Origin of the sequence: Embleya sp. NPDC050493, from assembly GCF_044458105.1 — a bacterium.
Lineage (GTDB): Bacteria > Actinomycetota > Actinomycetes > Streptomycetales > Streptomycetaceae > Embleya.
Genome location: NZ_JBITHP010000028.1, coordinates 1 through 21,002 on the forward strand (window position 1 = coordinate 1; position 21,002 = coordinate 21,002).

The window sequence follows — 21,002 nt, forward strand, 5'->3', positions numbered from 1 at the left end:
GGGGGTGGGGGGGGCGCCCCCCCCCCCCCGCCCCCCCCGGGGGGGGGGGGGGGGGGGCCCGGCCCCCCCCCCCCCCCCCCGGCGCGGGGCTATTCGTCGAAGCGGGTGGTGTCGTCGGTGAAGGCGGTGCCGGTCGGCGCGAACTCGCCGGGCCCCGGGCGGGCTCCGCCCGAGTAGACGATGTCGATCAGCAGGATTCGGTCGTTGCCCGCCGTGCCGTCCTTGTCCGTGGACGTGGTGAGCCAGATGTCCCCGTCGTGGTCGACCTCCACGGTGCGCAGCCGGTCGTACGTCCCCTCGAAGAACGACTTCTGCTCGACCAGGTTGGAGCCGGAGTCGATGCGCAGCCGGTAGACGCGCTGCCCCCGAGTCGTGGCCACGAACACGTGGTCGTTGATGATGGTCAGGCCGCTCGGCGAGGCGGAGGACACCGGCCAGGTCTTCTTCGGCGCGATGTATCCGGAGCAATTACCCTCGGTGCCTTGACAGTTGGGCCAACCGTAGTTGCCGCCCTTCTGGATCAGGTTGACCTCGTCCATGATGTTGTCGCCGAACTCCGCCTGCCAGAGGCGTCCCTTGGAGTCGAAGTCCAGGCCCTGCGGGTTGCGGTGCCCGATGGACCAGACCGCGTTGCCGAACGGGTTGTCCGACGGGATCGTGCCGTCCGGATTGATGCGCAGGATCTTGCCGTTGAGGGAGTTCTTGTCCTGCGCCCGGGAGTCGTTCTGGGCATCGCCCATGCCGGCGTACAGCTTGCCGTCGGGCCCGAAACGAAGCCGACCGCCGTTGTGGTAGCGGCTCTTGGCCATGCCGGCGAGCAGCACCTTGTAGCCGCTGAGCGTGTTGTTCTCCAGCTTCATCCGGGCGATGCGGTTGCCGTCGGACGAGGTGTGCAGGAAGTACACGTAGTGGTCGGTGGCGAAGTTCGGGGAAACCTCCACGCCCATCAGGCCGCCCTCGCCGCCGGTGGTCTGGGAGTTGGGCACCTTGCCGAGCTGTGTCTTCTGGCCGGACTTGGTCAACCGGTAGACGTCGAAGGTGTTCCGCTCGGTGTAGATCCCGGAACCGTCCGGCAGGAACGCCACACCCCAGGCGACGTCCACACCGGTGGCCAGGGTTTTCACGGTGCCCGGATCGGGGGTGCCGCCCGGCTGGGAACCGGTGGTGGTGACGCTGATCTCCGGGCCGAACGCCGACCGGTTGCCCTTGGCGTCGAAGGCTCGCACCTTGAACCGGTACGCCGTGTCGGCCTTCAGGCCGGCGACGGTCGTGGACGCGGTTGCCGAGGTACCCGCGGCGGCGCCGTCGCGGTAGATGTCATACCCCGTCACCGACACGTTGTCCGTGGACGGCGTCCATGCCAGGTCGACGCTGGTCGCGGTCTTGCCGGTGGCGTGCAGCGCCTGCGGAACACTCGGCGCCTCGCCGTCGGGCGGCGCGGGCAGCGTGGCGATGGTGACCACGTTGCTGGCGTCGGAGACGTTCGGGACCGCGTCGCGTGCGAACACGGTCCAGTCGTAACTGGTCTCGGGCGTCAGGCCGGTCACCGTGGTGGCCAGGGTGGAGCCGTCGACCTGCTTCATGAGCTGGCCGTGTTGGTAGACGTCGTAGCCGGTGACCTTCACGTTGTCGCCGGCCGCGTCCCAGGCGAGGGACACGGAGGTGGTGGTCGGCTCCTTGTCCTTGCGCAGGTTCTTCGGGGCCGTCGGCTTCTCGGTGTCGGCCGGGCCCTGCGGGGTGACGGTCAGGCTGTCGAGGTTGGGGCCGTCCACGCCCGAGGTGGTGGCGCGGATCTTGTTGGTGCCCGCAGCCAGTGCCGTCGTGACGGAGGCCGTCTTCCAGGTCGTCCAGGCGCCGGTGCCGGGGAAGGAGAGATCGTCGGCGACCCGGGTGCCGTTGACCGTGATGTCCAACGGCCGGTTGTCGGCGGTGCCGTTGGCGTAACGGAAGTCGAGCTTCGTGGCTCCCGGTTGCTCCGCCTGGACGGTGAACTCGACGTACGCGTCGGACACCGCGTCGAAGTTCACGAAGCCGGTGCCGGTGTGGCCGGCGTGGTTGGACTCCACCTTGCCCTTGACGACTTGGGCGGACTCGGCCTCGTACGAGGCGGTGCGAAGGAGGGGAGCGGAGTGGGCTGCGGGCAGGGCCACGCAGAGCGAGGCGGTGGTGGCAGCAGCCACCAGGGCGCCGAACACCCTGGACGGCCGGGATTTGATGCATCTCACGGTGTCCTCCAGCGAAGAGGGACTGAGCGCGAGGCGGCTCAGCAGCTCGTGGTGCCGCCCGGGCGGTTCCGCTGCGAAGGTTTTGTGGCAAGCGACATCCGGCAACGGGCGGTCACCCGGGGGAAGTTGGCGCTGGACCTCGATAGTTAGGAAACTTTCCTATCCGGTGATGGAGCACGCTAGGCCTCGGTCGTGTGCCTGTCAACGGGTCACGCCACTCGATGTGCGGACGCACTTCCGACCGCGCCTGGGCCGTGCGGCCGTCCGCGGGCACGATCCGGGTGCGGGCTCGGGGTGGCGGTGTCCCGACCCACCGATGGATCCCTCGACCCCGACCAGTCGGTCGCACTGCCGCTGGAGGGACCGACCGCGGCCGAACGGCGGCAGGGATTCTCGACCGCCCCGACGGACGTGGCCGGCCGGGTCGGCGTCGACACCGGGGACGGCAGGGTCACCTGCACGCCTCACGACGGCCACACCGGGCGGTACGACGCAGGTATGGACGGTGCCTGCGGTGCGCTCGCGGGGTCGAATCGCGTCGGATCCGAGAATCCCGGAGACGGCCGGGCTCGGCGTCGGCGATTCGCACAGGATCGTGGATCGTTCTTCGTGCGCGGCGACGATCCCCCGGTTTCCGGCCACTGCCTACCGTGATCATCCGCAGCGGCGCAAGCCGCACTCCGAGGAGGTTTCCCGTGACGGGACGATCCGCATTGCCGGCCATGCCGCCGACAGACCGCCGATGGGCACCGGGTGCCGAGTCGGGTGCGGTGCGCGGCACCGGGCACGCCGTGGCCGGGCGTTTCCCGGTCGCCGAGTGCTTCGCGGTCGGCGGGCATTTCCCGGGAGGCGCACGATGAGACGCGTCTCGCGTGGGGTCCTGGGGACCCTCGTCCTGGGCCTGCTCGCCGCCGGCTGCGGCGGGAGCGGTGGGGGTGGCGCCGCCGACGACGGCGATACGCTGACCGTCGGGGTCGTCGCCGATCCCGGTGGCCTGAATCCGCTCACCGCGCTGAACGCGAGCGCGTTCATGCTGAACCGCTTCTCCTACGACGGGCTCCTCAACATCCAGCCCGACGGGCGGATCGTCTCCGGGGTCGCCGAGAAGTGGACGTCCGATGCGACCACCGCGAGCTTCACCCTCAAGCGCGGTGTGACGTGCGACGACGGTACGCCGTTGACCGCCTCCGCGATCGCGGCGCAGTACGCGTACATCGCCGAGCCGGCCAACGCGTCGCCCATGCTCGGCATGATCGTGCCCACCGGCCTCACCGTCTCCGCCGACGACGCCACCGGCACCTTGACGTTCAAGACGCCGGAGCCCACCCCCTTCCTGCTGCGCAACGCCGCGACGCTGCAACTGGTCTGCCCCTCCGGCATGCGCGCGCAGGGCAAGCTGGACCATACGTCGGACGGCACCGGGCCCTACCGGCTGACCGAGGCGGTACCGGGCGACCACTTCACCTTCACCAAGCGGCAGGGCTACGCCTGGGGTCCGGACGGCGTGGACAACGCCCGCACCCCGGACCGGGTGGTCTTCAAGGTGATCGGCAACGAGTCCACCCGGACCAACCTGCTCCTGGGCGGCCAGTTGGACGTCACGACGGTGGTCGGCCCCGACCGGTCCCGGCTGGCCGCGGCCGGGATCAAGTCCATAGCCATGCAGGACCCGCTCGGCCAGTTGTTGTTCAACGAGGACCCGAACCGGGTCACCGCCGACCCGCGGGTGCGTCGGGCACTGGTCACCGCGATCGACCTCCGCCAGCTCGGCGCGGTCGCCACCGGCGGCAAGGGCAGGCCGCCGACCCGGCTGGGCACCGCGATGTCCCCGCCCTGTCCGACCGACTCGGTCACCGCCAACCTGCCGGCGCACGACGTGGACGGCGCCGCCGAATTGCTGCGCACCGCCGGGTGGAAGAAGTCCGGTGGCTACTGGACCAAGGACGGGCGGCAACTGTCCATCACCGTGCCCTACCCGGGCCTGTCCGGCACCCAGGTCGTCGCTGCGGCCGAGCTGGCCGTCAAGCAGTGGAATTCGTTCGGCGTGAAGGTGACCCTTCAGCCGACCACGCCGGCGACGAAGGTCTCCACGCTGATGACCGGCTTGTGGGACGTGGCGTGGGCGCCGCTGTCGTTGAGCACGCCCGACCAGATGGTCCCGTTCTACTCCGGGACCAAGCCGCCCGCGGGCCTCAACTTCGGTTCCGTGCAGAACCCGGAGTACGAGCGCCTGACCGCGCTCGCGATGGCCAAGTCGGACACCGCGGGCTGCGCCGAATGGACCGCGGCGGAGGAGGAGTTGATGAAGCGGATCGATGTGATCACCTTCATGGACAGCAACGTCCCCTACTTCACCCGAGGCTACGCGTTCGAGGTCGACGGCGGCGGTTTCCTGCCCTCATCCCTGCGCCGTACCGACGCGCGCTGACCGCTCGCACGTCCACGGGTTCGGCGCGCACCCGGACACTGCGAACGAGGCCGCGGCGGGAGGCCGCGGCCTCGTCGAGGGACGAGCGTCGGATGTCTATCGCAGTGCGTTCGGCATCACGGGCAGGTCGGGTCACCGACCTGGGCAGGCACGCTCACCGCGTCCCAGGCGGCCTTGGTCTTGTTGAACAGGCCGCAGGTGGAGTCGAGTGCCTTGGCGGACTTCAGAGTCGCGGTGCGGTACTTCTTGTAGGTCATGCCGCTCGTCTTGAGCAGCATGCCGCCGTAGAAGATCTTTCCCGCGGTCTGGATTCCGGCGCCCGTGAGTCGCGTGTTGTTGCAGGTCGGGCTGCTGGGCTTGCCGCCGCCGGGGTTCGTGCCCTCGGCGAGCAGGTAGAACCAGTGGTTCAGGGGTCCGGCCGCCGCATGGGTCTCGGTGCCCGGGATCGACGAGCTGTAGCAGTTCGGGTTGTTGCCGACCTGCGAGGGGTTGTACATGTTGCGGATCGGGCCGTTGCCGACCAGGTTGACCGTTTCGCCGACCAGGTAGTCCGGACGGTCGTAGGGCGAGGGCTCGTTGGTGTACGCCTCGGTGAGCGCACCGAAGATGTCGCCGGTTCCTTCGCCCAGTCCGGACTCGGCGCCGGCGCCGCCGGGGGTGAACTGGTCTATACCGTGCCCGAATTCGTGGCCCACGACGTCCATGGACGCGATCCACTGGTTGCTCTGGTTGTGGCCGATCTGGATCTGCGAACCGGTCCAGTAGGCGTTGATCGCGGGGAGCCCGACCCGTACCGGCCAGCTTCCGCCGTTGCCGTTGTGCCCGTTGCGACCGAGCCAGTCGCGGAGCATGTTCCATTCCTTCTGCGCCGCCCACATGGCGTCGACGCAGCCGGTCTCCTTGTTGGTGGCGTTGCCGTTGCCCCAGGTGTCGGTGGCCTTGGTGAAGACGCCGCCGCTGTAGTCGGCGCAGGACAGGCCGGGCCGGGTGGTGTCGATCATCTTGTAGTTGCCGGGGCTGCCGCTGGTGTTGATGGTCAGCGGGTTGGGGCCGTTCCACTGGCTGGTGCCGGTGCCGCCCTTGACGTCGTCGTAGGAGTCGAGCACCTGCCCCGAGCGGGCGTCGACGAAGACGTGCAGCCGGCTGGGCGCGGTCTCGGTGCTGCCGATCAGCACGGTCTCCCAGGCCAGGTTCGCGGAATTCTCCCGGACTCGTACGACCAGGCGCCGCGACTCGACCTTGTCGACGACCTTGAGTCGCGACCGCGAGACGTTCTCGGCCGCGCCCTTGCCGACGGTCGGCTTGACGGGGACGTCGATTCGCAGATCGGTGGCCGACTCGGCGGCCCGGACGGTGCCGTTGCCGTCGGCCAGCACCGCGGCGCTCGCGCCGACCACGGGCAGCCCGCGGTAGGTGCGCTCGTAGGCCACGGAGTACAGGTTGTCGACCCACGGGGTCACCTGCTGCCGCACGTAGCTCTCGTCGGGGCCCTTGGCCAGGACGTCCCGGCCGCTCGCGGCGGCCTGGTCGGCGGCGGACACCGCCGCCGCCAAGCCGGGCGCGGGCGGCGGCGTCGCCGCGTTCGACTGGGACGTACCGACCACGAGGCCGGCGAGTAAGGCCAGGACCGACCCGACCGTCACCGTGCTGCGTTTCATCGAGGCTCCTTGGATAGGGGAAAGACCTCGACCACGAGTCCGGTTCTCGTCGGCTCCGCGGGCTGCGCGGGACCGACCATCGCGTGCGCCGGGTTCGTGCCCGAGCGTACGAAACGCTCACACGCTCCCAAGTCGACCGTCAACGAATGTGTTCGACGCGGCACATTCTGTCAACAACCACCCGTGCACCCCCGTCGAGCCCGCAGGCCGCCCGCTCCTCTTACCGACAACCGGGAGCCCAGGAAGGCGAGTTGACCCGAGTGGCGAACCGGACGCGGATCGTCGGGGGCGGCTGCCCGGTGCGCGGCGCGCACCGGCGGCAGGACGCCGACCTGCCTGGCGGGGAGCCGAGCCGGTGGTCGCGCGCGACACCCGGCCGTGCCGCGGCTCCGTCGCGGCCATGCTCGAGAACTCCTCGTTCGGGATGCGGACGGACGACTTCGCGCCGGCCGTTCCGGAGCATGCGCGCCTCGGCGAGACCCGAATCGGTTCGGCCCGCGACGGCTCGGGAGGTTGTCGTTCGGCGTACGCGACGGCCCTCGCGTGGAGGATCGTCCCCCACGCCGGTTGCTGCGTCCGAGGTGGTCACCCGCGAGTCGTGGATGACCGCGACCCGACCGGGTAAGGGCAAGCACCGAAGCGATCAACGCTTCCCGCGCCCCGGGAATCCGGGGCGACTCGGCGGGCACGACACCGCACGCCGCCACCGCAGGCCCAAGGGCGGGCCGACATACGGAAGCGATTGGGAACGATCATGGTCATGCCCCCCACCGGCCGCCCCTGTCGAGCGGCCCTCGTCCTCGCCGCGCCCGCCCTGGCCTGGACGCTCGCCGGCCTACCGGGACCGGCGCTCGCCTCCCCCGCACCGACGAGCCAGGGCGGACCGACCCTGACGGCCGACCGCACCAGCGCCCTGGATCCCGCCGGCGACCACATCACCGTGATCGGTCGCGGCTTCCGGCCCGGCAGCGAGGTACGCCTCAAAACGTGCGACCCCGCGCAGGGGCCCGACAAGGCATGCGACTCCGATCTCGGCGTAGACCCCGTGCGGGTCGACACCGACGGCTCCTTCGGCCGAGCGCTGCGCGTACGCGCCGCGTTCGGCTCCGTCGACTGCCTGCGCACCCGCTGTGCCGTGGCCACCACCAAGGTCGGCGGCGGTGGGGACCGCAGCCAGGAGACCTACCTCTCGATCGGCTTCCGCGGCGAAGTCCCCGGACTGCCACCCACCTGGACACCGAGCCCGGCGCCCGCCCCCGGCAGCGACGGCGCCTCGGCCGCGCAGCCCGCACCGACGAGCCCCCCGGCCGCCGCCGACTCGGCAATCCCCGACGCACAGGACACGGACACCGACAAGAACCCATGGATCCTCCCGGCCGTCATGGCCGGCGTGATCGCGATCATCGCCGTGATCGTGGTGCTCGTGGTCCGCAACCGGCGCCAGGCCGGAACCGGCCGAGGCAGCGGAGACGAGTAGTCGGGGACGGCCGAACCTCGCCCCCGGCGAAAAGCACCACCTCGGCTCCCTGTCGCGCGCGTGGTGGAACACCGAGGAGGCGGTGGTGCCGAAGACGAGTGCCGGCGGTCCCTACCCGATGCGGCGCCGGGCCCGGAGAACGACGGCCACGACCTCGTCGGACACTTCGTCGCCCACCGCGATCCGAACGTCCGTGACCGTGCCGGGCCCGGGAGCCGTGAGTTCGGTCGAGACGTAGTCGTTCTCCAGGACCGCCAGCAGCTCACCGTCGCGGACGGTCCGCCCGCGCTCCACCAGGCCCTCCATCACGCGCCACGGTCCGCCGAATGGCGCACCCCCCGTGGTGAGCTCCCGCGGCCCCAGCTCGAGCCAGACCGGCGGCGCCAGTGGTCCGCCGATGCGTCGCTCGATGCGATCCAGCGCCTCCGCGGCGCGTCTTGCCGTGTGACCATCGTCGGTGCTCAGCCTGCGCAGCAGGGGGTCGATTGCGCGGACGTCCCCCAGCCGCCCGAGTACGTCGAAGGCTTCGGACCGCGTCGGTTCGCTCGCGTCGTCCAGGCAGTCGACAACGGCCTCCGTGTGCTCGGCGGTGCCGTGCACGGCCAGACCGCACAGGGCTGACCAGCGGACTCCGCTACCGGGAAGCAGTCCGCGTTCGAGAATCGGCACCGCGCGCGGATCCTCGACACACTTGAGCATCCGCATGACCGCCGGTTCGAGTGTGCGGTCGTGCGCCACCGCATCGAACAGGGCCTCGGGAAACGCACGGGCCAGGAGCCCCTGCAACCGGTCGAGGTGCTCGAACTCCTCCCGGTCGCAGCGTTCCCCCTCTGCCCCCGACGCGTTCCAGCCCGGGTCGACCCGGCCCGCCAGTGCGTCGATCAGACGGCGCAGACTCACCGGTCCCGCGGCCACCAGCCTGTCGCCGGCCCTGTTGTCGCCACGCAGGAACGACACGATGAGTTCGTCGATCCCGTCGGGTACCGCGTACATCGGAAATCAACCGCGCTTTCGGCCGGCAAGGGGTCGGTGCGGACAGGGAGTCGGTGCGGCCAGGGGGTCGATGCCGGCAAGGGATCGGTGCCGGCAAGAGCACCACGCGGGGTGCACGAACCGGCCCCGCCCAGTGTCCCTTCAAGCGGTGACCTGCGGAAGTCCGGTCAGCCGCAAACCGCCTTGTCCAGGAGGGCTTCGACGGCGTCGTCGGGATCACCGCGGATGATCTCGCCGAGCAGGAGGTAGCCGGCCGGTGTTGGCCGGGTCCGGTCGTCCGGCCGGTGATCGTCTTGGCGGATCACCGGCCGAACGACCGGTCGCTGCGGATCAGATCAGACGCAGGTACAGGGCGACGCTGCTACCCGGCGCGTTCCAGGCGAACGTCTTCTTGGTGTTCTTGGGGCAGGCGTTGGCGCTGTTGACCGCCACCGAGCCGACGCTGCCGTAGACCTCGGCGCACTTTCCGTCCGCCTTGGTGTCCTTCACGTAGCCGTCGACGTAGACCCGGCCACCCGAGCACCAAACGGTCCAGTGGGCTTCGGCGCCGTTGATGGACACGTTCCTCGTCTCCGGGCAATTGCCCAGGACGCTCACCTGCCCGGACGGTGCGGCGGGCGCCGCCGAGGCGACGGCCGTCCCGGAGCATGCCGCGAAGGCTGCGACCGCGACGAGCCCCGTGGCTATGCGTCGTTTCATGGTTTTTTCTCCCGTGTGTAGTCGGTTGTGCGATGGCAGGACGACGCTATCCACGGGGCCGGCAAAGCACGTCAAACGTGGGGTGGATCCACCCCCACCACGGTCGTTCTACACGCGCGCCTCGACATACCACCGTCGTGCCGGCCGACGAGAATCCGGACGCCGCGCCAACGGCGACGCAACCGGCGCCGGAAGTCGCTCCACACACCGGGAGCCCGGCTTCGACTGAGCGCTCCGTCTCGAAGGATTCACCAGGCGACGCACGCGAGTTCGGCCATCCCCGATACTTCACCAGGTGATGCCGACCCGTGCGCGGGGGCCCGACCCGGCCGGCTACCCTCGTTCCGTCCTCGATCTCGTGGTGTGACAGGTGGAGGACGCGGTATGTCGAAGCGGACAGGAGACGCGGGCGTGGAGCCACTCATAGCCGCGGTACGGAGTGGGGACGCAAAGCTGACAGCCGCGTTGTTGGAAGCGGGAGCCGATCCCGACGCCGTCGACGAGCACGGCACTCCCGCGTTGCGTCTGGCGGTGGACGCTTTCGACCTCCCGGTCGTCGACGTCCTGGTCGCGTGGGCCCGGCTGGACGACGCCGCACCCGACGGCCGCACCCCGCTGTTGCGCGCGATCGACCGAGGCGCCTGCGAGATCACGGACAGACTCGTCGGGCACGGGGCGAAGTTGTGGGTCGCGGACGCCGAAGGACGTGACGCCTTGGCGACGGCCCGGTACTGGCACGAGGCGGACATCGAGACGGAGTTACGCCGTGGAAGCGGTTCCCGTCCGGTCGAGCGCGGAACCGTCCGACGGTCGGAGTCCGGGACCGTCTGCGCGGAACTGTCGTCGGGTGGTCTGACGATCAGGAACGGACACACCGCCATCCTCACCGCGCTCGAACCGCGCTACGGCATCCACCCGCCGTTCGACGAGCTGTTGTCGCGCGCCCTGGCGGAACCCGATGTCGACCACGAGGTGTGGTGGGCGACGACGTACGCGCTCGAGCAGCGTCACGACACCGGCGTGTGGGATGCCGCCGCCGCCCTGTGCGACCGGCCGAACCCGTTGGAGCGGTACTTCGGCGCGGAAGTACTCCGCCTGATGAACCTCTTCGACGAGCGTGCGGACGCACCGTACGACCGGCCGCTCGTCGACCTGTTCCTGCGCCGGGTGGCCTGCGAACCCGATCCTCGGGTGACCCGGGTGCTCACCGCCGGGCTCGTCGACGCCATGGATCCACGCGCCGGCCAAGCGCTCCCCTCGCTCACTCGCCACCTCGACGCCAAGGTTCGGGAGCAGGCGGTCGGCGGACTGCGTTCCGAGATCGAGACGGCAAGCCCCGAGGCCCTGGTCGCCGCGACGGAGCGCGTCGGGGACGCGAACGCGGCGGTTCGCCGAGCGGCCTGCCGGGCCCTCGCGTTCGCCCCACCGGACACCGCCGACGTCTCGGACCTGCTCGCCGGCTGCCTCGACGACCCGGACCGGGACGTACGCGTGGAGGCGGCGGCACGGCTCGCCCTGCGCGCCGACCCCCGCGGCGACGAGATCCTGCGCGGCCTCGACCCCACCGACGAGGACTCCCCGTACCACTGGCTGCTCGACGACGTGTACCGGCACCGCGCCTCGCGCCGCCGAACACCTACGACACACCCCGGCCATCGCAACATCGAAGTTCCGAAGCGCCGACGCTGACGCTCGGCCTCGCCACGTCGAGTGCTCGTCCGCTACCTGAAGCCCAGTCGCATCCGTGGTGACCGGGCGCCCGAGTCGGCCCACCGGATTCTCATCCGCTACCCGAAGCCCCGGACGGGCCGTCAAACCGCCCCGGCACGGCAGCGCTTCCCCCGCGCGGCGGCCGCCCGGGTGGTCGCCCCCGTCCGGCTCGGCGCACAGCCGCGGCAGGTTGCCGTCGCGGACGCGGTTTTCGATACGGTGACGATATGCCCGGGCTCGTAGCCTCGGCGTATGCGTGTGTCGATCGTCGAGGACGAGCCCCGTATGGCCGAGGCCATCCGCGATGGCCTGCGCCCGGAAGCCATCGCGGCGGACATCGCGGTCGACCGCGGCACCGCGCCGGAGCTGCCGAGCATCGATACGTACGACGTCGCCGTCCTCGATCGAGACGTTCCCGGGGCCGGCGGTGACGAGGTCGCCGACGCGGTACACGTCACCGTCTCGGCCCTGCGCAAGCATCTCGGTGAGCCCTGGATGAGCGCCACCGTGCCGGGCGTCGGCCACCGCATCGACACGGCACCCGGCACCGGACGCGAGGAACGAGGCCGTGGATAGGCGGCAGCCCGGTGTGAGCGTTCGCGTCAAACTCACCCTCAGCTACGCCGGATTCCTCATGCTGGCCGGCGCCCTGCTGATGGCGGCGGTGTGGGTGTTCCTCCTGAGTTACGTCCCCGACCGCGCGATGCTCATCAACCCCGATGACAGGCCCCAGGGTGGCGTCTTCCCCATCCGGTCCGCCCTCTTGGACGTTTTCGCCCCGAGGGCGGCCGCGGTACTGGCGTTCCTGCTGGTGTTCGGTCTCGTGGGCGGGTGGATCCTCGCCGGCCGCATGCTCGCTCCGCTGACCCGCATCACGGACGCCACCCGGATGGCCACCAACGGGTCGCTCTCGCACCGCATCCAACTGCCGGGACGCGGGGACGAGTTCCGCGAACTCGCCGATGCCTTCGACACCATGCTGGAGCGGCTCGAAGCACACGTCGCCGAGCAGCAGCGGTTCGCCGCCAACGCCTCGCACGAACTGCGCACGCCGCTGGCGACCACGCAGGCCCTTCTCGACGTGGCCCGCAACGATCCGCATCGCGACATCGACGCGTTCGTCGAGCGCCTCCGCGTCGTCAACGCCCGGGCGATCGACCTCACCGAGGCGCTGCTCGTGCTCAGCCGCGCCGACAAGCAGGCCTTCACCCGGGAGCCCGTCGACCTGTCCCTGCTCACGGAAGAGGCCGTCGAGACGCTGCTCCCGCTCGCCGAGAAGCGCGAGGTCACCATCGACACCTCCGGCGACATCGCCACGGCTTCCGGGTCGCCGGCGCTGCTGCTGCAGATGACGACGAACCTCGTGCACAACGCCATCGTGCACAACCTGCCCGAACGCGGCGCCGTGTGGGTCCGCACCGGCGTCCGGTCCGGGAGCGCGGTGCTCACCGTCGAGAACAGCGGAGAGGAGCTCTCCCCGCAGTCGGTCCCGACCCTCACCGAACCGTTCCAGCGCGGCACCGAGCGCATCCACAACGACCACGCCGGGGTCGGCCTCGGCCTGGCCATCGTCCAGCGGATCGTCCACGTACACGACGGATCCCTCACCCTCGTCCCGCGCGCCGACGGCGGCCTGCGTATCACCGTTCGACTGCCCGCCCCGGCACCGCGTTCAGCCAAACAGTTCAGGAACTCGATCAGTGAGTGAAGCAAGAAGTGAGTGAAGCAAGAGAAGACGTCGCGAACGCGCGGTCGGCCGCGCCGCCGCGGACCGAAGCGGAGGGGCGCGCCGAGACGGCCGCGACCACCCGACCCGCCGCAACCACCGACAAGCGCTCGGTCGTCCACCGGGCGATCGGCGGCCTGGCCCGACCGGGGCCGTGGAAACGCGGCCGGGTGCTCACGGCGACGGCGTTGCTCCTCGGCCTGCTCCTGCTCCTGCACGCGCGGATACCGAACCGGATCTGGAACATCGGCAGCCTGGTGGAGGCCTTCCTGCCGTGGTTCGGAGTGTTCGTCCCGGTGCTGCTCGCCGGGGCCCTGTGGCGCCGCTCCGCCGTCGCGGTGGTCGCTCTGCTGCTGCCGGTCGTGACGTGGGTGAGCCTCTTCGGCGGGCTGCTCACCGACAAGTCGCACCCGGGCGGCGACCTCACCGTGATCAGCCACAACGTCGACGCCGACAACCCCGACCCCACCGGCACCGCCCGCGATCTGGCCGCCTCCGGTGCGGTCCTGCTGGCCCTCGAGGAGATCGACACGCAGGCCAGGCCGGTGTACGAGAAGGAGCTGGCGCAGGCATACCCGTACCACTCGGTGCAGGGCACCGTCGGACTGTGGAGCACGTTGCCGCTGTCGGACATCCGGCCGGTCGACATCGCGCAGGACGTCGGGCCGCTGGGCGACGCCAAGCCGGCCGCCGACAAGTGGGCCGACAACCGGGCGCTGCGTGCCACGGTGGCCACCGACCACGGGCCGCTGGCCGTGTACGTCGCCCATCTGGGATCCGTACGCGTGAATCCCCGGGGAGGCTTCGGGACGGGGACCCGGAACAGGAACGCCGAGGCGCTCGCCAAGGCCGTCGCCGCCGAGCAGAACGAGCGGATGGTGCTGCTCGGCGACATGAACGGCACCACGGACGACCGTTCGCTCGACGGCATCACCTCGCAGCTGCACTCGGCCCAGGACGCGGCCGGCAACGGCTTCGGCTTCAGCTGGCCGGCGACGTTCCCGATGGTACGGATCGACCAGATCCTCACCCGGGGCGTGCAGCCGCGGAGCGCGTGGGTGCTGCCGGCCACCGGAAGCGACCACCGGCCGGTGGCAGCCCGCCTCAGCTGGTGACCGCACCCCGGCACGAACCGTGCCGGACCCGATCGGCAAGCAGCGGGCCGCCGCCGGCCACCACGTCGTCGGCACGGATGCTCGGCATCATCGGGCCGCCCCGCCAGGATCGAGCACTGCGGGTGCATCCGCCGGTCCTGGCGTCGGCAAGCGGTGCGGTGGACACTCGTGCCCACGGTGTGCTGCCGTCGTGGGTGTGGATGTAGGTGCCGCTGTTGGAGCGCCCGTCAGCGCTTCGGGCCGACCACCGGTGCCCATTCCCGGATGCCTGTGATCGTCACGCCCGGCGTGCGGTAGTACGGATCGGCGTCCAGGATGTCCTCCAGTTCCGGGCGCTCCAGATCGAATACCAGCAGCGCGCCGGAGTCGTCCGCCCAGGGACCCGCCGCGAGCAGGCGTCCCTCCTCGTGCAGCCGGGCGAGGAACGACCGGTGTGCAGCACGTGCGGCGAACCGTTCGGGGGAAGCGGTGAAGGCCAGTTCGAGGATCATCATGCGGGCGACGGTACGGTCTGCCGATGGGAAGTTCAGTATCGGCCGATACATCGGCGCCATGGCGGGCCATGGCCGCCGTGCCCCTGTTCGCCACACTGCCCGAGGATCGGCTGCGCGCGCTGTGGTTCGGCTCGCTCCCGCGGCGCCACCGCGCGGGAGAGGTGATCCGCAATGCCGGCGATCCGGCCGAGCACCTCCTTGTGCTGCTGCGCGGCCGGGTGTCCGCCGCCACCACCACGGCAGGCGGCCGAGCCGTCCGCTTCGGCGACTGGACGGGGCCGTGCGCGCTGGACAAGGTCGCCGTGATCGACGGTGGCGGGCACACGGCCACCCTCACCGCGGTCACCCACTGCTCCGTGCGCAGCCTGCCTCGAACCCGATTCGAGGAACTGGTCGACGACGTGCCGGCGGTACGTCGGCACGTATTGCGCCTGCTCGCCGAGCACGCCCGACATCAACAGGAGCGGTTCGCCGATGCCGCCACCCTGCCGGTCGAAGCGAGGCTGGCGACCTGGCTGTTGACGCAAGCGGCGGCATCCGCCCGAGCCCGGGTCGAACTGCCGGGCACCCAACAGGACTTGGCCGACCTGCTCGGGACGACCCGGGTGACGGTCAACCGTTTGCTCGCCCGATTGAGCCACGACGGTTTGATCGAGGTCACCCGCCGCGGTGTCGCCGTGCTCGCACCGGAACTCCTCGCTCTGCGCGCGACCGCCCCCGGCATCGGGTCACTCGCGCAATCGCGTGGACGAGGGAAGATCTCGACGACCTGATCCCCGAAGAGCGGGCCCAGGTCTTGCCTGCGCGTCCGTTTCGCCGGCCCAAGGGCGGCGGGAGCGCTCCCCGCCGCGACGGACGGGACGTGGCACAAGCTCGTGCGTTGCCGTGTTGTGGTTCGGTGCCGGTGGCATCATCGGGGCATGACTGTGATCGAGGTTGTTCAGGGTGACATCACGCTCCAGGAGATGGACGCGATCGTCACCGCGGCGAACGAGTCGCTCATGGGCGGTGGTGGCGTGGACGGCGCGATTCACCGTGCGGCGGGTCGGCGGCTGGCGGACGCGGGTGCCGCGATCGGTCCCTGCGAGCCGGGCGACGCGATGGCGACGCCGGCCTTCGACCTCGATCCGCCGGTAAAGCACGTGATCCATACCGTTGGTCCGGTCTGGGAGGGCGGCGACTACGCCGAGGCCGAAGTGCTGGCCTCCTGCTACCGCCGATGCCTTCAGGTCGCGGATGAACTGGGCGCCACGAGTGTCGCGTTTCCCGCGATCGCCACCGGCGTCTACGGGTTCCCCGCCGAGGAGGCCGCGCAGATCGCCGTCGCCACCCTCCGGTCCTCGTCGACCGGTGTCGGACGGATCAGGCTCGTGGCCTTCGACCAGGAGGCCCATGACTTGCTGGTCGCCGCGCTCGCTTCCTGAGACGACAGTTGCGGCCCGCAGGGACAGACCCGATCAACTGGGACAACACCTGCATCCCAGCCGAGACCGGACAGCCGGTGACCGGGGTGGGCCGAGTGCTCCGTCCGGGCGAATTCGGCTGCCTTGCCGGGGCGTCGCGGTGAGCGGCGGCATGTCGTCCGTAGGGTCGAACGCATGGCCGAAGCACTGCCCGAGCGCCTGCGCCCCCTGCTCGACCACCAGCTCGCGTTCGAGCTGGCCCACCTGGAATGTCTGCGGGTCGCGGACACCGACGACGCCCGGGCGCTTGACCGGGCCAGAGCCGCGCGGATGAACGCCATGCGGGCGCTGATCGCCGCCCGCGAGGACGCCGGCGCCACGAGCGCCGAGGACCGTGACGCCCTCAAGAAGGCCGCCCTGGCCGCCCTCACCGGCCAACCGACCGACCCGCCCCGGTAGTCCGCCCCGCCGCCGGCGGGATCGGGGCGGCCGACGCACACTCGAATGATGGAGATCACCTCGGCGCACGGCCACGTCACCGTTCCCGGCCGCGGGGACATCGAGATCACGGCCGACCTGTACGACTGGCCCATCGACGGCGACACCCTCCCCCGCACCTGGACCGGGATCATCGACGGCGGGCCCGTCCTGGCGACGGGCACCGAGGGCGTCCTGCACCTCGACACCGAACCCACCGCGCTCGGCCACCGATTCGTCGTCGTCGCGAGCGCGGGCCACGTCTCCCGGATCAGCGGACACCGAACCTGACCGGGGCCTCCCGCGTCGGCCGGGACCGCTACGACGGACCCGCGATCGCCGCCGCCGGCACGAGCATCCCCGTCGAGGCCCTGCGCCCGGAGACCGCCGGAATACGGCACGAACGGGTGTGGACCGACGACCCCACCGTCGACATGAACCGCTTCACCGAAGCTGCGGTCCACCTCCTGCGCCGGGGCCTGTCGCGGGTCGGGAGTCGAGCACCGTGTGGATTCGTTCCGCGGTTCCGCGTGGGCGGAAGACGTATCCGTTGTGACCGCCGGGAAATGTCTCCAGGCGTGTGCCCAGTGCGCCGGCGAGCATCGCGGCGCACGTGTGCGGCCAGACGTGGCCCGAGTTCTCACCGGCGGCGGGCACGACACGGGCGGGTGAGCCCGTGAGCGCGGCCACGTCGAGGACGTGCGCCCTGATCGCCGGCATGTCGTGCGTGAGCAGCACCTCCGCGTTCCGCAGGTGGTCGGGCCCCGGAGCGCGCGTCGGGACGTCCGGCTCGCAGTCGCTCGGGTCGATGTCGATGTCGGCCGCGAACCTGCGCATCGCCGAGGCCGCTCCCTCCGCCCTGAAGGTCTCCTCGACGGTGCGCAGTTGCCCGAGGGCGAGGGTGCGCCCGGGTTCCGGCAGCAGGTGCGTGACGGGCGGTTCGTGCGCGACGACCGCCGCGACCTGTTCGGGGTGCCCGGCGGTCAGTTCCAGCGAGATCAGGGCGCCGATGCTGGTGCCGTAGACGAGTGCGGGTTCCGGAGTGAAGGCGGAGAGCAGGCGGGAGACGTCGTCGGCGTGCGTGGCGAGCGTCGTCGCGGGGGCGTCGGTGGTGCTCCCCGACAGGCCGCGCCGGTCGTAGGTGAGGACGGTGTACCGGTCGGCGAGGTGGCGCGCGAGCGGTTCGTTCGCGTCGACACCGTGGTGGCCCCCGGCGACGAGCAGGAGCACGGGGCCCTCGCCGCGGACGGCGTAGCGCAGTCGTGCGCCCGGAACTTCCAGTACGGATTCCCCCATGATGCGACCACCGATCTTCTCGTCGGACCGACCCTGGAGGGCCATGTACCGATCGTGCCGCCACCGCCGGCACCGCAAAAGCGGAGCGCTTCCCCTAGGATCGGCGGTCCCGGGATGCGCTCTCACGACACCGATATCCTGGGGAGGACATGACACTCAACCGTCCCGACCTCGCCGATTTCCTGCGCCGATCCCGGGAGCGGCTGACGCCGCGCGACGTCGGGCTCGTCGAAGGACCGAGGCGGCGGACCCCGGGCCTGCGTCGCGAGGAGGTCGCGATGCTCGCCGGCGTGTCGGCCGACTACTGCATGCGGCTCGAACAGGCCCGCGGCCCCCAGCCCTCGGTCCAGGTGCTCGCCGCGCTGGCGGGCGCGCTGCGGCTGACCGAGGACGAGCGGGACCACCTGTACCTGCTCGCCGGACACCGCCCGCCGGAGGGCGCGCGGGCCGGGGGGTACCTGCGGCCGGCCCTGCGATACCTCCTCGACCGCCTGGACGGCGTGCCCGTGCAGGTGGTGAGCGATCTGGGCGACCTGCTGGCGCAGAACGACCTGGCGCTCGCGCTGTTCGGGTGCGTGTGCACGGTCGCCGAGGAGGACCGCAACATCGTGCTGGGCTGGTTCACCGACCCCGCCGTCCGCGCTCACTTCGCGGTCGAGGAACACGAGGAGCAGGCCCGGCAGTTGGTCGCCGACCTGCGGGCCGCGACGACCCGTCGCGGCGACGACGCGGCGTCCCGCTCGCTTGTGACGCGGCTCCGGGCCGCGAGCCCGGAATTCACGGCGCTGTGGGACCGGCACGAGGTCGCCGTGCGCAGGTCACACCCGTACCGGCTCGTGCATCCCGACCTGGGCAGGATCGACCTGGACTGCGAGGTGCTGGCGACGCCCGCGGCGGACCAGCGGCTGCGGATCTTCACCCCTCCGCCCGGTGGTACCACCGTGCTGGACGAGTTGCGCGTACTCGGCCCACAGCACCGGCACGACCGCCAAGCGCCGGGCGCGACCGCACCGTAGGCGCCGGGAACGTTGTGCACTCGTCGGGCTGCGCTCATCGGGCTGCACCCATCGGTATCCCGGAGGTTGACCACGGTTCCGAGATCGGCCGTTGTTCGAGCCGAGCGCGGACGACAGTCTTGAGACATCGACACCTCCGCCGATGGCGTCCCCCGCCGGTCAGCCTCGGCGGAGTTCGCTCACCGTCGTAGTGACCTCGTCCAGCACCGCCGGGATCGGCTCGACACCGAGACCGGGACCCGTCGGTACCGCGAGGTGCCCGTCCCGCAGGACGAAAGGCTCGGTGATGTCGGTGGCGAAGTATCGGTCCGAGGCCGAAACGTCCCCCGGCAACGTGAAGTTCGGCAGCGCGGCCAGCGCCGCGTTCCCGGCTCGACCCAGCCCGGTTTCGAGCATTCCACCGCACCACACCGGAATGCCGGAGGCAGCGCAGACGTCGTGGATCCGACGGGCTTCGAGGTAGCCGCCGACGCGCCCGGGTTTGACATTGACGATGTGGCAGGCGCCCAGCGCGATGGCGGCGGCCGCGGAACGGGCCGAAACCACGGATTCGTCGAGACAGATCGGGGTGCGCAGGGTCCGCGCGAGTGCGGCGTGCCCGAGCAGGTCCTCTTCGTCGAGCGGTTGCTCGATCAGGAGCAGGTCGAAGGCGTCGAGTCGGGCGAGGTGCCGAGTGTCGGCACGCGTGTAGGCGCCGTTTGCGTCGACCTGCAGGAGTGTGTCGTCACCGAAGCGCTCCCGGACCGCGCGTACCGGCGCGATGTCCCAGCCGGGTTCGATCTTGAGCTTGATCCGTCGGTAGCCCTGCGCCAGGTAGCCCGCCACGGCGTCGATCAGCTCCGGCACCGAGTCCATGATGCCGACCGACACCCCGCTGGGGACGCGATCGGCGACGGCGCCCAGAGCGGCCGCGAACGACGTTCCGTAGGAACGCAGTTCGGCGTCAAGGACCGCCATTTCGAGTGCGGCCTTCGCCATTCGATGGCCTTTGACCGCGGCAAGCAGCGGCGTGAGCGTACGGGCGGTCACGGACTCGGCGGACAGCAGCGGGGGCACCAGATGCCGCAGGAGGACGTCTTCGGCTCCCTCGACGTATTCCGAGGAATAGTCGGGTTCTGCCCCGGCGACGCACTCGCCCCATCCCTCGGCATCCGCTGTGGACACCTGCACCACCATCGCCGTGCGCTCGTATTCGATTCCCAGGGACGTGCGGAAGGGGGTGACCAGCGGCAGGGAGATGCGCCGAAGGCGGACGCGCTCGACCCTCATCGTCCCTCGCCTCGGGTCAGAACGTAACTGCACGCCGCCCGGTCGAAGTCGACCAGTCGGGCGTCGTCGGCCAACAGCGTGCCCAGGGTGTCCCGAAGGGCCAGGCGCCAGTCACGGGCGACGGTCGGCTGCCGGACCCGGAGCAGGTCGATGTCGGGCGGTACGGCGACCAGGACCGTCTCGCCGCCCGCCCGCCGAGTCACCGGCCGATCCCCGTCGACCGGCGGCAGCCCCCGCCGGGTCGGCTCAGCGGGCACGGGCACGGGCACGGGCACGGGCCCAGGCGCCGGCGCAGGCCCGGTGTCCTCGTCGCATGCCGCCACGACCTTCTCGCTGCGCAGATCCCAGCGCAGCATCAGCCGATCCGACTCGTCGGCGGCGTTCAGCCCGTCGGACAGGGGTCCGTAGTAGTCGGGCAGATACGTGTGTGCCGTGGCACCGAGTTTGTGCAGATTGAAGTGGGCGTTGCGGGCGACGAGCGGGTCGAAGGTCCAGGTGATGCGCTCGACGCCGTGCTCCAGGGCGTGCGCCCGCTGATCCAGTTTGAGCGCGTACCCGACGTCGCGTCCGCGGGCGGCGACGTGGACGCCCGCGATGTGGCTGTGCATTCCGGCCCTGCCGGGTGGGCCCCAAAGGCCGATGCACGCTCCGAGAAGCCGATCGCCGCCGTCCGCCTCGTCGAACGCACCCACCACGTAACTCCCCGCGTCCGCCATCGCCTTGACGACGTCGCCGGCGAGGGGCGGGCGGTCCGGATCGCTCTGCCACACCTCGCCGAGGAATCGCGCACAGGCGTGGCTGCCCGCCGTCGAATCCAGCATCCGGATCCGTACGCCGGATCTCGTGCCCGCTCTCGTCGCGCTCGCTCGTGCCCTGGCTGCCGCAACACCGATGTCCATGACTCGCCATTATGAGCAACTCGCCTACCCAGTGGGGCAATCGCGATCATCGTTCAGACCACCTTCGGTTGGATGCCAACTCCCGGCAACACCAAAGATCCCCAAGGCAACCTACGT

The 21,002-nt window shown here is 70.8% G+C and carries 19 protein-coding genes and 1 pseudogene; 11 read left to right on the forward strand and 9 right to left on the reverse strand.

The window, feature by feature from the left end; all coding sequences use genetic code 11:
• Positions 1 to 89: 89 nt before the first annotated feature.
• Positions 90 to 2,225 (reverse strand): PQQ-dependent sugar dehydrogenase, encoded by a 2,136-nt coding sequence (locus ACIBM5_RS37200; RefSeq protein ID WP_396011145.1) that lies wholly within the window; start codon positions 2,223 to 2,225, stop codon positions 90 to 92.
• Positions 2,226 to 3,081: 856 nt separating this feature from the next.
• Here ACIBM5_RS37200 and ACIBM5_RS37205 point away from each other — a divergent pair.
• The gene (locus ACIBM5_RS37205) at positions 3,082 to 4,653 is read left to right on the forward strand and encodes an ABC transporter substrate-binding protein (RefSeq protein ID WP_396011146.1); all 1,572 of its coding nucleotides are present in this window, start codon (positions 3,082 to 3,084) and stop codon (positions 4,651 to 4,653) included.
• 122 nt (positions 4,654 to 4,775) lie between these two features.
• Here the strand turns inward: ACIBM5_RS37205 and ACIBM5_RS37210 are convergent.
• A pseudogene (locus tag ACIBM5_RS37210) lies at positions 4,776 to 6,311 on the reverse strand (M4 family metallopeptidase); the annotation flags it as partial.
• A gap of 760 nt (positions 6,312 to 7,071) precedes the next feature.
• Between ACIBM5_RS37210 and ACIBM5_RS37215 the strand changes: the two are divergent.
• A complete protein-coding gene (locus tag ACIBM5_RS37215; RefSeq protein ID WP_396011147.1) occupies positions 7,072 to 7,788 on the forward strand; it encodes a neocarzinostatin apoprotein domain-containing protein in 717 nt (238 codons plus the stop codon).
• Positions 7,789 to 7,899: 111 nt separating this feature from the next.
• Here ACIBM5_RS37215 and ACIBM5_RS37220 read toward each other — a convergent pair whose 3' ends face one another.
• From ACIBM5_RS37220 to ACIBM5_RS37230, 3 genes are all read right to left on the reverse strand, one after another.
• Positions 7,900 to 8,781 carry a HEAT repeat domain-containing protein gene (locus tag ACIBM5_RS37220; protein ID WP_396011148.1) on the reverse strand — a complete coding sequence of 294 codons (882 nt, stop codon included), beginning with the start codon at positions 8,779 to 8,781 and terminating at the stop codon, positions 7,900 to 7,902.
• Positions 8,782 to 8,948: 167 nt separating this feature from the next.
• Entirely contained in the window at positions 8,949 to 9,086 is a 138-nt protein-coding gene (locus ACIBM5_RS37225; protein ID WP_396011149.1) for a hypothetical protein, read from the reverse strand.
• Between the two features lie 25 nt (positions 9,087 to 9,111).
• On the reverse strand, positions 9,112 to 9,480 hold the full coding sequence (locus ACIBM5_RS37230) for a hypothetical protein (protein WP_391589577.1): 369 nt from the start codon (positions 9,478 to 9,480) through the stop codon (positions 9,112 to 9,114).
• A 411-nt stretch (positions 9,481 to 9,891) separates the two neighbouring features.
• On the opposite strand from ACIBM5_RS37230, the gene ACIBM5_RS37235 reads away from it, so the two are divergent.
• The 4 genes from ACIBM5_RS37235 to ACIBM5_RS37250 all read left to right on the forward strand — a co-directional run bounded on the left by ACIBM5_RS37235 (position 9,892) and on the right by ACIBM5_RS37250 (position 14,031).
• The gene (locus ACIBM5_RS37235; protein ID WP_396011150.1) at positions 9,892 to 11,169 is read left to right on the forward strand and encodes an ankyrin repeat domain-containing protein; all 1,278 of its coding nucleotides are present in this window, start codon (positions 9,892 to 9,894) and stop codon (positions 11,167 to 11,169) included.
• A gap of 273 nt (positions 11,170 to 11,442) precedes the next feature.
• Positions 11,443 to 11,766 (forward strand): hypothetical protein, encoded by a 324-nt coding sequence (locus tag ACIBM5_RS37240; RefSeq protein WP_396011151.1) that lies wholly within the window; start codon positions 11,443 to 11,445, stop codon positions 11,764 to 11,766.
• Positions 11,767 to 11,824: 58 nt separating this feature from the next.
• Complete coding sequence (locus tag ACIBM5_RS37245) at positions 11,825 to 12,898, forward strand: sensor histidine kinase (protein WP_396011255.1); 1,074 nt, start codon at positions 11,825 to 11,827, stop codon at positions 12,896 to 12,898.
• A gap of 146 nt (positions 12,899 to 13,044) precedes the next feature.
• Positions 13,045 to 14,031 carry an endonuclease/exonuclease/phosphatase family protein gene (locus ACIBM5_RS37250; RefSeq protein WP_396011256.1) on the forward strand — a complete coding sequence of 329 codons (987 nt, stop codon included), beginning with the start codon at positions 13,045 to 13,047 and terminating at the stop codon, positions 14,029 to 14,031.
• A 227-nt stretch (positions 14,032 to 14,258) separates the two neighbouring features.
• Here the strand turns inward: ACIBM5_RS37250 and ACIBM5_RS37255 are convergent, their stop codons facing one another.
• Entirely contained in the window at positions 14,259 to 14,525 is a 267-nt protein-coding gene (locus ACIBM5_RS37255) for a YciI family protein (RefSeq protein WP_391589573.1), read from the reverse strand.
• A gap of 23 nt (positions 14,526 to 14,548) precedes the next feature.
• On the opposite strand from ACIBM5_RS37255, the gene ACIBM5_RS37260 reads away from it, so the two are divergent.
• From ACIBM5_RS37260 to ACIBM5_RS37275, 4 genes are all read left to right on the forward strand, one after another.
• The gene (locus ACIBM5_RS37260; RefSeq protein ID WP_396011152.1) at positions 14,549 to 15,298 is read left to right on the forward strand and encodes a Crp/Fnr family transcriptional regulator; all 750 of its coding nucleotides are present in this window, start codon (positions 14,549 to 14,551) and stop codon (positions 15,296 to 15,298) included.
• 192 nt (positions 15,299 to 15,490) lie between these two features.
• Positions 15,491 to 15,949, forward strand: a complete 459-nt coding sequence (locus tag ACIBM5_RS37265; protein ID WP_396011153.1) for a macro domain-containing protein — start codon at positions 15,491 to 15,493, stop codon at positions 15,947 to 15,949.
• Between the two features lie 174 nt (positions 15,950 to 16,123).
• Complete coding sequence (locus ACIBM5_RS37270; protein ID WP_396011154.1) at positions 16,124 to 16,387, forward strand: hypothetical protein; 264 nt, start codon at positions 16,124 to 16,126, stop codon at positions 16,385 to 16,387.
• Between the two features lie 48 nt (positions 16,388 to 16,435).
• A complete protein-coding gene (locus ACIBM5_RS37275; RefSeq protein ID WP_391589570.1) occupies positions 16,436 to 16,696 on the forward strand; it encodes a hypothetical protein in 261 nt (86 codons plus the stop codon).
• A 153-nt stretch (positions 16,697 to 16,849) separates the two neighbouring features.
• Here ACIBM5_RS37275 and ACIBM5_RS37280 read toward each other — a convergent pair whose 3' ends face one another.
• On the reverse strand, positions 16,850 to 17,746 hold the full coding sequence (locus ACIBM5_RS37280) for an alpha/beta fold hydrolase (protein WP_396011155.1): 897 nt from the start codon (positions 17,744 to 17,746) through the stop codon (positions 16,850 to 16,852).
• A gap of 104 nt (positions 17,747 to 17,850) precedes the next feature.
• On the opposite strand from ACIBM5_RS37280, the gene ACIBM5_RS37285 reads away from it, so the two are divergent.
• Positions 17,851 to 18,717 carry a helix-turn-helix domain-containing protein gene (locus ACIBM5_RS37285; RefSeq protein ID WP_396011156.1) on the forward strand — a complete coding sequence of 289 codons (867 nt, stop codon included), beginning with the start codon at positions 17,851 to 17,853 and terminating at the stop codon, positions 18,715 to 18,717.
• A gap of 159 nt (positions 18,718 to 18,876) precedes the next feature.
• On the opposite strand, the gene menC is transcribed toward ACIBM5_RS37285, so the two are convergent.
• Positions 18,877 to 19,986, reverse strand: coding sequence for an o-succinylbenzoate synthase (gene menC / locus ACIBM5_RS37290; protein ID WP_396011157.1), 1,110 nt, complete (start codon positions 19,984 to 19,986; stop codon positions 18,877 to 18,879).
• Positions 19,983 to 20,807: a hypothetical protein gene (locus ACIBM5_RS37295; RefSeq protein WP_396011158.1), complete on the reverse strand. Its 825-nt coding sequence runs from the start codon at positions 20,805 to 20,807 to the stop codon at positions 19,983 to 19,985. Before ACIBM5_RS37295 ends, menC begins: the two co-directional genes overlap by 4 nt.
• Positions 20,808 to 21,002: the final 195 nt, after the last annotated feature.